Below are 15,177 nucleotides of genomic sequence, written 5' to 3'. Positions count from 1 at the left end.
GACAAACTGGGTAGTGGGTAGGCGAATAGAGAATAGTCCCTTAAGAAAAAAGGAAAAATATGTTATAATGGAGAGGTGAAAGGGGATGACTTTATGCAATTTCTTTTTATACTCGCGATTCTCGTTCCTGCGGTGTGGTACTACGCGGCTCTAGGTAAAAGGATATCTGCAGAAGAAAAGAAAGCTGGAAAAGATCTCTCGGATGAGATCAATCCTTTTACAGGTGCAAGATAACTTTAATCCCCCTGCTTTGCGGGGCAATTTTAAAGCCCACTGGCTTAAGCTAGTGGGCTTTTCTGTGAATCTAGGGGATTTATACCCCTCTTTCAGCTAATTCGGCGCTTTTCACGGCAATATAGGGGATTTATACCCTTCTTTTCGCCATTTCAGCGTTTTTCACGGGAATTTAGGGGATTTATACCCCTCTTTTCGCCAATTCGGTGCTTTTCACGGCAATATAGGGGATTTATACCCCTCTTTCTGCTAATTCGGCGTTTTTCACGGGAATATTTAAATCTAGTTACTTAAGAACGCAGCCCCAATTCTATGATCTTTGTGTAACTCTAGTTTCTTCTTTCCATTTGGACTGCCATTGCTCCAATTTTGCTTTTCGCACAGCTTCCAAACGCTTGGTCTTCTCCTCATCAACACCGATAATAAAATGCAGATGTGCCGCAATGACCATAAAGGCAAAAAGTGACCAGACCACCCCAAAACCAAATACCCAGCTAGGCCCATTCGCAAGCGATAACTTCGGCAGAGCATACAAAAGCATGGCCAACGCCAGCAACAGATAGACAACATGTTTAAACTTGTTTCTTTTTCTCATTACTAACAGCTCCTCGTAGACAAGATATTCGATTGAATCTATATCTCTACTCTATGAACATGAAGCCCGTAATATGAGACAAGTCCATAAAAATATACTTCTACTCAAAAAATTATATAAAATAGTATGCATTTATGTAGCTAGCAAAGCTTATATATGAGATGATTATTTCATTTAGGGGGCGATTTAGAATTGAATGCAACTTATACTCATACCGAATACATAATTCGAAAAAAGGTATTTTCGATCATGGGTGCGAAACTTCATATTTATGATAACGCCGAGCAGCTTGTACTCTATTCACAAATGAAAGCATTCAAGTTGAAAGAGGATATTGCACTGTACACGGATGAGTCTATGCAAAAGGAGCTTCTGCGTATAAAAGCCCGCAATGCCATCGACTTTAGCGCTGTTTATGATGTGCATGATTCGGAGACTGGCGAACACGTTGGTGCTCTTCGGCGTAAGGGACTCAAATCGATTTTGAAAGATGAATGGACAATTCTCGATCATCATGATCAGGAAATTGGAAAAATCAAGGAAGATAGCACCGCGATGGCTATACTCCGCCGCTTCATCTCTATTATTCCTCAAAAATATAATATCGAGATGAATGATACAACGATCCCGACTTTCAAACAAAATTTTAATCCATTCGTTACAAAAATCATCGCTGACTTCTCTGAGGATCCCAAGGGAATGCTTGATCGCCGCCTAGGTTTGGCTGCTGGTATTCTTCTCTGCGCAATCGAAGGAAAACAAGATTAGCGAGTTTACTCATGTGCTAGTCACAAAAATAAATAGGGTGTTCCCGATGCCAAACGGCTTCGGGAACACCCTATTTAGATTGCACCTTTAAAACTTTTCAGGTGAATACCCGCTTACTAAAAGCGTTTATTCGCCATACAATTGCGACAAGCTCTCGGTAATGATCTTGTTTACATCCTCGATTACAACACTCAGACGGCGTTCTGCATCGAACAGACGGCGAATCCCAAGATTCATGTTAAGCACCTCGAATAATTTCTCCATTTTCTCCATTTCTTCCTGTGGAGGCATATCTCCGCTCATCATCCGTTGTTGAAGCTCCAATTGACCATTGCGGAAGTTGTCGAGCATCGCCTTGGCTTCAGGATCTGTTTCTACCAGTTTCATCGCGTTGGTGATATCCGCTACCTCAGTGCTTTCTTTAATGGCTTTCGCCAGTTCATGTGCTTTGTCGTGAATACTCATTATGATTCCTCCTAAAAGTTTTGTAAGTCACTACTTCTCGATTCGTCTTCGTACAAAACTCACTTCGAAAGCGTTGCTTAAGTTTTGTTTGCGTTCGCTTCCTAGAGTTACTTCGTACAAAACTCACTTCGAAAGCGTTGCTTAAGTTTCCAAATATTGATTCATCCCATGCTTGTTTCGCTTCTTGGGTCAGACTTATGAAATGATGCGGCAAGGTTTTTAAAGAGTAGGTCAATCACCAAGGGTCATATGTCTCCATATGATGAATGATATGTAACCCTTAGCTACCAAATTGCCGGCATCATGCTGCCTACCGGAAGGAGATCCACGATGTCCCAATTCAAGATCCCGGTCCATACGGTCCACACGGGCATCCTGCAGGAAAACGCTATAATGCTTGGCGAACGATCCATGAAAAGACTCAAAATCCCGGCTCACGGAACGCTCCAGCTGGCTTTCGGCTCTTTCCGGCAGGAGGTTACCATTATCCCGGCTCCCAAATCCGAAAGCCTGCGTGTAAGCGAAGGACTGGCGCGGCGGACCGGATGGAAACATCGGCAAACCCTCAACGCCTCTTACAGCTCCGTAAGTCGTACCTTGCGACTTGGCCCGTTGATCGGTGTACTCGTCAGCCGTGACCATCCAGATAATCTCGACAGGCTGTTTGGACCCATTACCATGTTCTGTCGAGAATTAACAAATGCCTGCCACTCACAAGGCGCCTATGTATATTTCTTTACCCCGGAAGCGCTGGAAACAAGCAGCTCTTCCATCCAGGGCTGGGTATACAACGAGGGTTGGAGGAAAATGAGTCTGCCCATCGCCGATGTAATTAACAATCGGCTAACGACGCGAAAGGTGGAGAATAAACCTAGCGTACAGCATTTTTTGGCGGATGTAAAATCACGGTATGGAACGCATTTCTTCAACGAAAAATTTCTTGACAAGACAGAAGTATTTGAAGCTTTAACGCAAGACCCTTCATTGAAGCGGTATTTACCGGAATCGCATGTTTTAAACGGTTTTGCCGTTGTAAAGAAGATGTGCAGCCAATATCCAAGCGTGTTTCTAAAGCCTGTACGAGGCAGTCTCGGCAAAGGCATTCTCCGAATCTCCAAAGATGAAGGCGGAGGATACCGTTTGTTATCTACTACCTCTATAGGTACACGCAAGCAAAGCTACCCAACATTAGCTAAACTGTATCAATCCATTGCTCCCAAGATGAAGACAACGCGTTACCAGATTCAACAAGGATTGCCCTTGATGGAGCTCGGTAAGCGTCCTGTAGATTTTCGAGCACTTGTACAGAAGAATGGTACCGGGAAATGGGGCGTTACCTCCATTGTCGCTCGCACCGCTGGAAGCAATCATTTCGTCTCCAATCTAGCAAGAGGTGGCAGTCTCAGTACTGTCCGTGAAGCCGTTAGCAAGAGCAGCCTTCCTCCAGGTACCAAGGATAGCGTGCAGCTTCAGCTTCCAAGAGCAGCACTTGCCATTGCAAGAGGAGTAGAAACCTTTATCCCTGCTCATTTTGGAGAGCTCGGAATCGATCTGGCACTGGATCAATCCGGACGAATATGGCTCTTGGAGGTTAATTCCAAACCTTCCAAGAACGATAATACACCGCTAAACGATCAAAAAATCAGACCGTCCGTCAAGCAAATGATTCTGTATTGCCGCTATTTGGCCGGTTTATAAGGAGGACACAATGACTGAAACAGCTATGGGGTTCCTCGGAATTATGACGGGCCGTCGCCACGGGAATCCTCCGATTGCCGAGCCAGAATTTTGCAGTCATTTATGCCGTGCAGCTCCGCGATACAACCTTAAAGTCCTCGTGTTTCATCCGGACGGAGTAGCGGCAGACGGGTCATCTATAACCGGTTATACATGGAAAGACGGAAGCTGGCACATTACGACCTCTACACCACCAGATATCATTTATAATCGTTGTTTTTACAATAGTCCGAAAGAAAGAAAAGAAGCCTCGTCTGCACTCTCTTTCCTTCACCGCTCACTACCTTGGTCAAGAGGTTTACCTGATAAATGGGGCGTATACGAGATCTTGAAGCGCAACCGAAGAGCCGCTATTTTACTGCCGGAAACTGTTCTCTATACCGGTACACGCAAGTTAAGCAATATGCTCGCTGAAAGAGAATACGGGGTCTTCCTAAAACCCAAAGCAGGCTCTCATGGCAAACGTACATTGCATGCCATACTGCAGAACAGACGCTCTGGAGGAGGCATAAGAGTACGAGGGCGTGATGGGACAAATACACCCTTTCAATATGTATTCAGCTCGCAGGATGAAGGACTGAACTGGATTCATGAATTTATCGGCACACGCCGCTATATTATACAGCCTTATCTGCACCTAACTAATCGTAAGGGGCAACCGTTCGATGTGCGTGTATTGATGCAAAAGAATGGCCTCGGTCGCTGGGATCTTACTGGCATGGCCGTTCGGCTGGGTAATCATGGTTCACTGACTTCGAACCTGCATGGCGGTGGAACTGCGGTTCCTCCTTTGCCCTTTTTACTTGCAGAATATGGTCAGGACGGAAAAGACATCATGCAGGAGCTTGCTGCAGAAGCTGCATACTTGCCTCCTCTTCTGGAGGCCGCATGCGGTAGGCTTGGAGAACTCGGCCTAGATTTCGGTATTGATTCGAGCGGTCGGATTCATTTACTAGAAGCAAATTCCAAGCCAGGGCGCACGGTATTCCGGCTGACGGGCGACCGCCGGGCTGCTAAGCTCGCCGCCGAGAATCCACTGTCTTATGCGCGCCATCTGCTACTCACACAGCGACGGATACCATCCCTATCTACGGACAGCTCCGTTATAAACGGGAGAATGATAACAATGGTTCCTAAGGAGGATTCATAAATGAGTCTCACTTTTTGCAATGTGCATTTTACTAAGCAGCCCCAAAGAGTTGTATATGTATCAGGTGCACTGATGAAAAGCTTGAAATTAACCGGGAAGAAGAACATTCGCCTTAGACTCGGTAAAGATGCCATCCCGACCATGATCAAGCCCATCAAGCGCGCCGGAAATCATCTATTCCTCGCCACTGGTGTAAAGAGTGCTATCAAGGTTCCGAAATCTGGTGGTATCTATTTACGCAATCTGCAAAACGACGAGGTACAGCTTGGACCTTTGGTCGGTGTATTGACCGATGGGCCAGCATCTTCAAATCAACCCTTCGGTTCTCGCACTGGCTTTATAAAGCAATTACTGCGGGAAGGCAGTAACAAATGTTATATATTTGCCTTTATGCCGCGTGATATCAACTGGCAACAGGAGCAGGTCTATGGTTATTTCTTAACCGCAGGCGGCAAATTCGAACGTAAAATGGTTCCTCTGCCTGATGTCGTCTACAATCGGCTACCCAGTCGGAGAGCGGAGACTTCACCTTATATCAACCAGCTTCGCGAACGCTTTATGCGCAAGAAAATCCCTTACTTCAACTGGAGCTTTTTCAATAAGTCCGATATTTATCGGTTGCTAGAGAATGACGGAGCAGCAAACCGTTACGTCCCTGAGACACACAGCAATCCCTCCTCCGAAAAAATGAGAGAAATGCTGGATCACCACCATTTTGTATATTACAAACCTTCCGCAGGCAGCCTGGGTCACGGGATTTACCGACTTACCTATCTGCCGAAAAAAGGATATTTTGCCCGCTACCGCAAGGGTGGAAAAAACGTACTTCTGCGCTTCACTACCTTTGAAAGCCTCATGCGTATGCTTCGGTCACGACACGGTCAAGGCCTGCAAAATTATATCGTCCAACAAGGAATACGTTTGATTGAAATTGATGGCTGCCCCATTGATTTCCGATTCCATATGCATAAAAACGGCAGTAATCAATGGATTGTAGTTGGTATTGGTGCGAAGAAAGCCGGCCGGGGCAGTGTCACCACTCACCTCAAAAATGGGGGGGCATTGCTTACACCTGGGCAGGCGCTCGGGCGTGTATTCGGCAGCCGAGCAGATGAAGTATTACAGCGTGCGAAGAGTACAGCCATTAAGCTGGCAGAATCCTTAGAAATCCAGCATCGTCATTTGCTCGGTGAAATTGGCTTTGATCTCGGCATTGATCAGGATGAAGACATCTGGATGTTCGAGGCCAACGCCAAACCAGGACGTTCCATCTTCCGTCATCCTTCCCTGCGCGCTGAGGGCAAAGCTTCCATCGAGCACATTCTGGAGCATTGTCTATACCTCAGCAAATTCCGCAGGAGGGATGAGATGTGAACACCCATATTCCGGATGAAACAAAACCCGTTATTGCCATACTGACAACCAGCGATAAAGTAAGGCATTTTAATGGCAACCGTAATAATTTCCGGGACATCATTCGCACAGGCAAGGAACTGGGATTTCTTGTCTACGTCGTCACTGTCCGTGACTTGAAGCTCGAGGAACGGATGGTGAACGGTTATGTCCCATCATCCAGCGGAAGAATATGGTACAGCATTCCTGTACCTCTTCCACAAATCATCTATAATCGAATTCCTACCCGTGAGGATGAGGAAAAACCTGCTGTCGTACGCAAAATAGCTCAATGCCTGGAACATCCAGGCATTAAGCTATATAATCCATATTTTTTCAATAAATGGAGTCTATTTGAATGGCTGAAGGGCTCGCATGCCACCTCGAAGCATGTTCCAAAAACCAGACGTTTACGCAGTGCAAATACGCTTATTGCCATGCTAAATAATCATACCAGTCTCTACCTAAAACCTGAGAATGGCAAAGCAGGTAAAGGAATTATGCGTTTAAAATACCGTGCAGATACCACCTTACCCTATCGTCTGCAAATTCAAAGCGGCAAAAAAAATGTGACCTACAAAGCTGCCTCAGTAGAACGCCTCTGGGCACGGATAGGAAAAGAAAAGGGAAGCTCACGCTATATCGTACAGCAAGCTATTGAACTAGCAACTCACCGAGGACGACCATTTGATCTACGTGTACTTCTGCAGAAAAATGGCAGAGGCGGCTGGGCAATGACCGGCATAGGTGCACGTCTAGCTGGTGCCCGCAGCATCACTACGCATGTACCTCGTGGCGGAAGTATCGAGGAGCCCTCCACCATGCTGGAAAGCACATTTGGAACCGAAAGAGCAGCCTCTATCTTAAAAAGTGTACCTACAACTGCTCTGTTAATTGCCAGACAAATTGAAAGAGCCTCTGATTCTATGCTTGGGGAGATGTCGATGGATCTCGGTGTCGATGAGAACGGTGGACTCTGGTTCTTTGAGGCAAACTCCCGTCCGATGAAATTTGATGAGCCTGCGATTCGCAAGCTTTCTTTGGAGCGAATCTTTCAATATGGCCAGCACTTAGCACGCCATATCAAGTAGAATTCATTAAAGGATGTGACACAGCATGCAGATATCCTCTATCTACGACACTGATGCTAAAAAGTGGAAATCGCGGCTAACCGGACTGCTTGAGTTTATAAGAGAGCATGGGGAGCGTCGGATTACAAACCAGGCTTGCAAGGTAATGGCCCGATTAACTCCAGAACAGTTGTCAGAGCCGGGTGTCTCGCTGCTTGTCGCCACCGTACGCGGTCAGAATGGGCGCCAGCTAGCAGGAGTAAGCTTCGTATCCAGTTTCGGTGAAGAGGCCTGTCTCGTTGCCGTGCATCCCTTATACCGAAATAGGCATACCGGCACCGCCCTTATGGCCGCCCAGTTAAAGCGTTTAGGCCGTCTGGAATGCAGTGTTGCCAGCGATAATACAGCCAGTCTGAAAATGTGTTTCAATGTTGGTCTTGCCGCAGTGGCGCTTTCTAGTGGCCCTACTGGCAAGCCAACTTTATTGATCCGGTCACCACAGAATACCGTCAGTACTACAAACTCTCCACAAGAAGGTGAACTCCTGTGCCAGAGCCCGTCTTAGGCATTCTTACTTTGTATATAAATGAAGCCAAGCAGCTTGAAGAAAAGGCCGTGTACCGGAGAATGATCATTGAGGGTAATCGAATGGGCTTGGATGTTTTTGTGTTTACCCCCATGGATGTCCATCCCAGCAAAGAGCAGATCCATGCCCTAGTCTTTGATCCAAAGAGCGGGAAATGGTCACGCAAATGGCGTTCCTTCCCGAACATGATTTATGACCGTTGCCGTATCCAGCGCAGCACGCGCTTTCAACAGTTGCTTCGTTTCCGTGAACGCTATAAACATCTGCTGTTTCTGAATCGTCCACTGCGCAACAAATGGACCATTCACCAAACGTTCTCACAAAAGAGTCGCTTCCGGCAGCATATGCCAGAAACATTACTATATAACTCCTCTGCGGATCTGCACCGAATGTTAAAGCAGAGCCCGGTCCTCTATATCAAGCCTGCAAACGGCACAGGTGGACGCGGTATCCTTAGAATTGAGCGGGTAAAGAACAGTAAAGGGGTATTTGATATTCAGGGCCGCCGCCAAGATCGCCGGATTATTCCACCCCGAAAGGTCTCTGCCTCCCGATTGGATTCCATCGTTCGACAATGGTGTATTGGTGGACGTTTCCTCGTCCAACAGGGGATTCCACTACGTTTGCCTGGCGGACGTTTCCATGATTACCGCATGCTCGTTCAAAAGAATGGGCAAGGCGTCTGGGAACTGACAGGTATGGCAGCAAGGGTCGGTGCGGCGCGAAGCGTAACCTCCAATCTTCATGGCGGTGGGCACGCCGTTCGAGCTGAAACGCTCCTGAAGGAATGGCTGGGTAGTCAAGATAAAACCGATAAGGTTATGAAAACTGCCGAAAGGTTAGGTCTTGATGCCGCTGCCTTCCTGGAAGAAAGTTTCGGAGCCTTATGTGAACTTGCACTGGATCTTGCCATTGATCGAGAAGGAAAAATCTATGTGCTGGAGGTTAATCCAAAGCCTGCACGTGAAGTGTTTGCCCGATCAGGGGACGGCAACACCTATCGCAAAGCACTAGTGCGACCTTTAGAATATGCGTTATGGCTATATAATAACAAAGGTGCCCCAACCACAGCTAAGACTACTGAGGAATAAATTGATACTCAACAACAAAAGCAGCGGCTTCCCAACTTGGGCAACCGCTGCTTTTGTTAAAAATAGGAATTAATAAATTCACTGCTACAATTAAGGATTTATGATTCCCGACTGAATCAGAAGTCTTCTTACTGCAGCGGCTGCCTCGGCACGAGTAATATTCTCGTTAGGCGCCAGCCACTCATTTCTACCTACAATGATGCCGGCAGAAAGATTCATTTTCACGTCTTTTTCTGCCCATTTGGCAATCGATTTCGAATCCGTAAAAGACTGAAGCAGCTCTAAATACTGCTCTTCACTGCGGGTAGATACTAGCTTGGTAATTTTCATCGCTCTGCTGACGATGGTCATCGCTTCTTGTCGCGTGATGCTGTTATTCGGTCTGAATGTATCGTCAGGATAACCAGCAATTAGACCATTCTCTATCGCAACTTCCATTTCCCGTTCATACCAGACATGTGCCGGGACATCACTGAAGGATACAGACCGCTCATCATAATTGACAATTCCCAAAGCTCTGACCATCATAGCCGTGAATTCCGCTCTGGTGATTGCGCGCTGCGGCTCATAGACCGTATCGCTCGTGCCATTCGCAACGAGCCTGGAGCCCATAACATTAACATCCTGTTTGCTCCAATGCCGCTCAACATCCTGGAACTCTTCCGGATTCCAGATTAATCCGAAGACTCCGCTCTCGAGGCTGTTAATGCGCGCATAGTAACGTCCATTCTCTATATTCACATAAGTTGGCTGATGATAAATCTCACCATCCTTGTAGAGAACACCTGTTGTAATCTTCATTCCTTCCGGTACCGGCAACGTATATTCTCCCCAACCTTGACTTGAAACGGATCGGGTCTGATTTTTATACGATGCTTCGATATAGAACTTGACAGGTTGACCTACAGGCTGTACCTGCTCCCTCTTGGCTGCCAGTTTGAATCCTTCAATGTAACTCTGATCGGCTGTGGTTAATCCTACACGAATCACAATGTCTTTTGGATTCATATGTTCTTGTCCAAATAGCTTCTGGATTTTATCCAGACTTACATTACCAGAATTCAGCTTGATAGTACCTAAGTCGGTTTCAACCTTAATCACTCCATCCTGATCCTGCAGCTCCTTCAACTTCTCGCCAGTCAGTTCAGTACTTCTGGTGTCTGCTGGTACCGGTACAGGAGCAGTGCTGACAACAATCGGGTTGCCGGAGTGCTGAGAGTCGTCCGATTTCTTATCTGCGATTTGAATCATTTGGAAAATACTGAATTTATCAATCTGGAACTCTGCAAATTCCGGTTCACCTTTAGCGGTGTATCCAATCCGGAGAGGAGAATACACTACAATGTCTCCGTCACTATGCTCAACATAGATTCTCAGACTATCCAGGAAGGCATCTCTGGCAACGGAGCTCTGAACAGGAATCTTGTCAGTCAGCTCAGACAGCGGAATCCGGATATACGTATTGATCCCACTGTAGTTAGTCTCAATCCCCCGCGGTATTCCCTGAACTTTAACGGTCTGGTTATTGGCTAGTATAAGCTTCGTAGTACCAATATTAACGGCGTTCGTCTGGAAGGTCTGCTGTTCCTTTAAATTCCGTACCGGTACAATTCTGAAATACAAGTCTGTACCGGCAGCTTCAAGCTGCTTGATACTTGCTTCATCCAAATGAATGGATGCCAGACTGGTGACGATATCCAATGCAATGTTGCGCCCTGCAAGGGTCAATATGGCCGATGCCGGAATTTCTATGGCAATCTCATCCGCATGTTCAGAAGGATCGTCCACGTGACTTATGGTCAGGCTTCGATTCACCAGATCTGGATCATTTGGATTCACAGCTTCCACCAAATTAAACATTTGATTGTCGTCCACAATGATTGTATCGATCTTAGTCCCATCCGACATATTCGTTCTTAGAATGTTGATACCTTGCTGCAACGGCTTGCCATCGTTATTAATAGACAACTCTGCCTGTCTGGAGGTCACTTGACGGATAGCTCCGTCCTTCGCCACTCCTAGCGCCTTGACAATCAGCAGATATTTTTTGGTCGCAGTTTTGCCTTTTCGGCTAAAGGTTGCTGTCAGAATGACGTTGGTCTCTTCATTTTTCCGGTTAACCATGCCTTTAGCTTGATCAACGTTCTGATCAATTCCGATTACTGCCGGGTGATTAGAGGCCCATGTAATATCAGTGTTGTACTTTCCAGTCTGCAGCAGCAGGAAGCCTTCAGTTACACTTTCCCAAATGTCACCTTCTGCAAAGACTGCGGCATCGTCTATCTTCAAACTTCTAGCTGCCTCGTCCACTGCTTCTTGATCACTCAGCTTTTTGACGATGACCGTAAACGTCTTGACTCTAAATTCGCCCGGCTTGTCCGGATCGGCAAGCCGCACGGTAAGCACTATCTTTACATCCTCTTCTTCCGGACCTGGTCTGCTGACCCGGCCAGTGTTCGAGATGATGTCAGGATTACTAGATGTCCAAGTCAGTAAGGAACCCGTATCTCCTTTAGTCGTCAAAAATAAATTTTTCTTTACAGAATTCTCGGAATCTCCTGGTGCGTATACAATATTCGCATTAAGTTCATCCTTGGGAAGATCAACCAGACTTGTTCCCTTAACCGTGATGTAGAAGTCCTTTTCATGAAAGAAGCCATCCTTCGTTACCCGGGCGGTCAATCTGACAATCGTATCTTTCAATGGTCGCTGGATTTCTCCTGTGTTACTGACAATATCGCTTCTATGGCTGGTCCATACTACTTTGGAATCATAGAAGCCATTCGAGATCAGCTGGATATTTTGCGTTACGCTGTTTACCGAATCCGGATTGGTATAGCCAATTCTCAACATACCGATTTCTTCGGCCAATTGTTCATTAATATCTGCAATCTTTGCCTTAACAATAAGGATGAACTCTTTCTTAAAGGTGACTTCACCCTTGCTTATCACTGCGGTCAGGGTTACCGTCTGGTCCCCTTCCAGATAACCAGGACGCGTTACCTTGCCGTCTGTATCAATCACTTTCTTATCCGACGCACTCCAGGTAATGCTGCTGCCGTTGCTGCCTTTTGTCAGCAGTTTCAGCAGCGTCTTCACGTCTTTCTGGCTTTCATTATCGGCCCGAATCATCTCCCAGGTTAACCGATCTAAATCTTCAGCAACCGACTGTTCATCGGTTCCCGCTTCTTTTTTGACAATAAGAATAAAGGTCTTCGTCTGGACAGAAGAACCGTTCTTGAATTCCGCTGTTAATGTAACCTCTTGATCCCCTTTCTCGAATGAGGGTCTAGTAACAGTACCGTCAGGCGAGATGACCGCTTCATTCGTAGATTTCCAGATAATCTTACTTCCGTAAGTCCCCTTCTCAGTAAGATATACATCCGAGGTGACAGACTCTTGCTGGATATTCTCTTCCCGGATCGTGTCCCAGGTAAGATCAGTCATATCCCTAACAATTAGAGAAGTTGCATCCGGCACCTGCAAATCGAAATTATTTGAGGTGAGTGATGCTGCAGCGTCAATGACAATTGCAGGATCAACTGTGACCGAAGCAAATGCGGAAGCATCGGATTTCTTCGTTGCCTGCCCCGTAAAGTGGACTTCGAGTATAGTGTCACTGATGCGCACCACAGTGAAGTCCAGTCCCTCCGGTAGGTTATTGATCGTTACACCAGTGTTAACCTCTTCGGTAAATCTGCCGTTCTTCAGGGTTACCCTCAAGGTCTCCTCGACCGAGCCGTCGCCCGCATCATGGAGAACATCTGGAGAAGCCGAAATGGACGGCGGCGGAGAACGGAATAGGACCGAGAAGGTAGTTGACGGGATTCCCGCGACCGTCACCTCCGCATTATTTATACTATCCGTGATTTCGTGGCTGTTTGCATGTCCGGCAATAGATAAGGTTATTTGGGTAGGATTGTCAATCGTAATATCGCCTATATCCAACCCATCCGGCCAATTCACCGCGTATACTGAATCTGTAACGGATGCATCAAAGATTCCGTTCTTGAGCTCCAGAACCAGTACATCGGCAATACTGCCATCATTAAGATCGGATTCATAAACAGGTGAGTGAACGACCAGAAAAGGCTCCTTGTCCTTAAAATCAATCTTAAACGTATTAGTGCTTAGAGATTTCGGACTTCCGACAAGCTTATCAGCCGCTACCGTTACGTAGGCATTGTATACGTCCTCCGTCTCCATTGCGATGCCGTCAAAGCCGATTTGAAGCTCCTTATCAGAGATTCTCTTCAATGTCGCGCTTAGCCCGTCAGGAAGATTTCGAATCTCGATATCATTTGAACCAATATCCGAAGCAAATTTGCCGCCGGTAACGGACAACAGCAATGTCTCGGAAATCTGCCCACTACCGTATACCGCTTCCGAGACAATGCCTTTATCCAAGCTCAGCATAGCTGGATCAATAAAGGTAAGACTGAAGGTCTTGGTTGTTAAATCAGCGGAAGTCCCGATCAGATTCTCTTTGCCGACTGTCACAGACAAGTTATCTACACTAAATTCCTTACTGTGGTTTACCGCTGCACCGGTCAGCTTGAAGTTGAGCTCGTTCTCACTCAACCGGGTCACCTCAAAGCCCAGTCCGGCGGGCAGGTTGTTGATCCGAATATGGTTCACGTCAATCGGATCGGTAAGGGTAGCTCCAAGGATGTTGACCTTCTGGTTGCCCTTCACCGTACCATCATTGGCCTCCGTCTCAGTCAGAGGGCCGCTGCCCTCATCCAGCTCGATTTCCGCGAGAACCTCTTTGAAGTCCCGCTCGTCTAGACTGGTGTAGTAGGTGAAGCTCTTGCTCTCACTTGGAGCCAGAGCGCCCGAATCCCAGGTCATCGTGATACCCGTATCAGCCACCACTTCCTGATTTTTAGACTTCGGACTGTCATACGCCTCAAAGGCATAAGGATCTACATTGGTAAATCCGAATACGGATGCCTTGGCCTGCGGATTGCTTGAGTAGAAGAAGATAGGTGCTCTCGAACTAAATGCTTTAAAGAGCGGGTCTGCGTCCGAATTGGTCTTCGCTTCAACGACAGCAACGCCATCCTCCTCTACGGTATGAGTTACCCTATTAGCCGTTGCATATGATCCGCCCTGGTCTACCGTATTATCCGGATCCATTGAACGCATATACCGAGCTCCATCCCAGGTCTGGTCGGAGAGATTCTTAATGGTAACGTCATTACGGTAGAACTTGTAATCTTCTTTAAAGCTTATAACCTGCTTAATTTCCATTGTTCCGTCCCATGTAGAGACGATAGTCGCACTCAGGAGCCCTTTATCCTCCTGCGAGGTATTCAATACCGTAGTCGGCATTTGCTTGGTGTTCATCACAGCTGAATTGGATTTCGCATATGTATTTCCACCCACCTTATAGCCTACCGCGAACCGTTCCTCGGGAGTCCCAGGCAAATAATAATCCACGGGCAGATCCAAGCCAGTGCCATACCCGTCATGATCCGCACTCATGCCAAGATTATTTCTACTGCTTGTTCCGCGGAAGTTCGCGGGTTTATTGCCCTCAGTGCCGAAATCGCCCCAGTTGCTGATTCCAAGCTCTATATATCTCCCTCCCAGGAATAGCTCAGACCCGCCTAATCCGCCATATTCGGCCCTTGCCCCCGCTGAACCTGCAGCCGCGTTTCCTGTTGCAGGTGCAACAGGAAGCATGGACAATACCAAAGACAACACCAACATTATCGAAAACAGCTTATACCTCTTCATTGTCCACTCTCCATTCCTCATAGTAGTTTTACTGCCTTCACTTTTCCGGTGTATGAAAAATGATGGCAGGAGACTGCGAATGTTTACAGCCTGCCACCCCCAATGGGGGAACTTGCTAACAGGCAGGATGTCCAATTCGCGCCAATCTTTCAGTTTGAGCACCTACACTCCTCCTTTTAGAGAATGATGTAGTTTCATAAAACCAAATCAATCTCACAAAAAACTCACAAAAACTCGATTGGTGTCGAGATATTTTCCAGCAGCACAAAAAAAGCAGAGCGAACGATGGCTCGTTGGCGCTCTGCCTGCATAGGTTATGAAAATTGCCGAAAGGTTAGGTCTTGATG

General features: G+C 46.8%; 11 protein-coding genes. 8 read left to right on the top strand and 3 right to left on the bottom strand.

Going from position 1 to position 15,177, the window contains the following annotated elements:
- The first annotated feature begins 93 nt into the window (after window positions 1-93).
- A complete protein-coding gene (locus tag NSS87_RS09510; protein WP_179085720.1) occupies window positions 94-234 on the top strand; it encodes a hypothetical protein in 141 nt (46 codons plus the stop codon).
- Window positions 235-544: 310 nt separating this feature from the next.
- Here NSS87_RS09510 and NSS87_RS09505 read toward each other — a convergent pair whose 3' ends face one another.
- A complete protein-coding gene (locus NSS87_RS09505) occupies window positions 545-829 on the bottom strand; it encodes a hypothetical protein (RefSeq protein ID WP_339246571.1) in 285 nt (94 codons plus the stop codon).
- A 192-nt stretch (window positions 830-1,021) separates the two neighbouring features.
- Here NSS87_RS09505 and NSS87_RS09500 point away from each other — a divergent pair, with 192 nt between their 5' ends.
- Window positions 1,022-1,597 (top strand): hypothetical protein, encoded by a 576-nt coding sequence (locus NSS87_RS09500; protein ID WP_042186488.1) that lies wholly within the window; start codon window positions 1,022-1,024, stop codon window positions 1,595-1,597.
- A gap of 126 nt (window positions 1,598-1,723) precedes the next feature.
- Here NSS87_RS09500 and NSS87_RS09495 read toward each other — a convergent pair whose 3' ends face one another.
- The gene (locus tag NSS87_RS09495; RefSeq protein ID WP_042186485.1) at window positions 1,724-2,062 is read right to left on the bottom strand and encodes a YlbF family regulator; all 339 of its coding nucleotides are present in this window, start codon (window positions 2,060-2,062) and stop codon (window positions 1,724-1,726) included.
- A gap of 330 nt (window positions 2,063-2,392) precedes the next feature.
- Here NSS87_RS09495 and NSS87_RS09490 point away from each other — a divergent pair, with 330 nt between their 5' ends.
- The 6 genes from NSS87_RS09490 to NSS87_RS09465 are packed head-to-tail and all read left to right on the top strand — an operon-like array spanning window position 2,393 to window position 9,088.
- Window positions 2,393-3,760, top strand: coding sequence for a YheC/YheD family protein (locus tag NSS87_RS09490; RefSeq protein ID WP_339246569.1), 1,368 nt, complete (start codon window positions 2,393-2,395; stop codon window positions 3,758-3,760).
- Between the two features lie 10 nt (window positions 3,761-3,770).
- Window positions 3,771-4,949 carry a YheC/YheD family protein gene (locus NSS87_RS09485; protein WP_339246566.1) on the top strand — a complete coding sequence of 393 codons (1,179 nt, stop codon included), beginning with the start codon at window positions 3,771-3,773 and terminating at the stop codon, window positions 4,947-4,949.
- Entirely contained in the window at window positions 4,950-6,323 is a 1,374-nt protein-coding gene (locus NSS87_RS09480; protein ID WP_042186478.1) for a YheC/YheD family protein, read from the top strand. It abuts the gene before it with no gap.
- Window positions 6,320-7,432, top strand: a complete 1,113-nt coding sequence (locus NSS87_RS09475) for a YheC/YheD family protein (protein ID WP_042186475.1) — start codon at window positions 6,320-6,322, stop codon at window positions 7,430-7,432. Before NSS87_RS09480 ends, NSS87_RS09475 begins: the two co-directional genes overlap by 4 nt.
- Window positions 7,433-7,457: 25 nt before the next feature.
- Window positions 7,458-7,976, top strand: a complete 519-nt coding sequence (locus NSS87_RS09470) for an N-acetyltransferase (RefSeq protein ID WP_339246561.1) — start codon at window positions 7,458-7,460, stop codon at window positions 7,974-7,976.
- On the top strand, window positions 7,958-9,088 hold the full coding sequence (locus NSS87_RS09465; protein WP_042186470.1) for a YheC/YheD family protein: 1,131 nt from the start codon (window positions 7,958-7,960) through the stop codon (window positions 9,086-9,088). The genes NSS87_RS09470 and NSS87_RS09465 overlap by 19 nt, the downstream gene beginning before the upstream one ends.
- Before the next feature lie 90 nt (window positions 9,089-9,178).
- Here NSS87_RS09465 and NSS87_RS09460 read toward each other — a convergent pair whose 3' ends face one another.
- The gene (locus NSS87_RS09460) at window positions 9,179-14,992 is read right to left on the bottom strand and encodes an S-layer homology domain-containing protein (RefSeq protein WP_339246558.1); all 5,814 of its coding nucleotides are present in this window, start codon (window positions 14,990-14,992) and stop codon (window positions 9,179-9,181) included.
- Window positions 14,993-15,177: the final 185 nt, after the last annotated feature.

It is taken from the genome of Paenibacillus sp. FSL F4-0243 (assembly GCF_037963295.1).
GTDB lineage: Bacteria > Bacillota > Bacilli > Paenibacillales > Paenibacillaceae > Paenibacillus_AQ.
The sequence above is the reverse complement of the archived record's forward strand: the minus strand, read 5'-3'. Positions and strand labels throughout refer to the sequence as shown.

Bases quoted from the DNA above. Each gene is read 5' to 3' on its own strand.
- NSS87_RS09470 (WP_339246561.1), top strand. From the start codon at position 7,458: ATGCAGATATCCTCTATCTACGACACTGATGCTAAAAAGTGGAAATCG.
- NSS87_RS09490 (WP_339246569.1), top strand. From the start codon at position 2,393: ATGTCCCAATTCAAGATCCCGGTCCATACGGTCCACACGGGCATCCTG.
- NSS87_RS09485 (WP_339246566.1), top strand. From the start codon at position 3,771: ATGACTGAAACAGCTATGGGGTTCCTCGGAATTATGACGGGCCGTCGC.
- NSS87_RS09480 (WP_042186478.1), top strand. From the start codon at position 4,950: ATGAGTCTCACTTTTTGCAATGTGCATTTTACTAAGCAGCCCCAAAGA.
- NSS87_RS09495 (WP_042186485.1), bottom strand. From the start codon at position 2,062: ATGAGTATTCACGACAAAGCACATGAACTGGCGAAAGCCATTAAAGAA.
- NSS87_RS09505 (WP_339246571.1), bottom strand. From the start codon at position 829: ATGAGAAAAAGAAACAAGTTTAAACATGTTGTCTATCTGTTGCTGGCG.
- NSS87_RS09510 (WP_179085720.1), top strand. From the start codon at position 94: ATGCAATTTCTTTTTATACTCGCGATTCTCGTTCCTGCGGTGTGGTAC.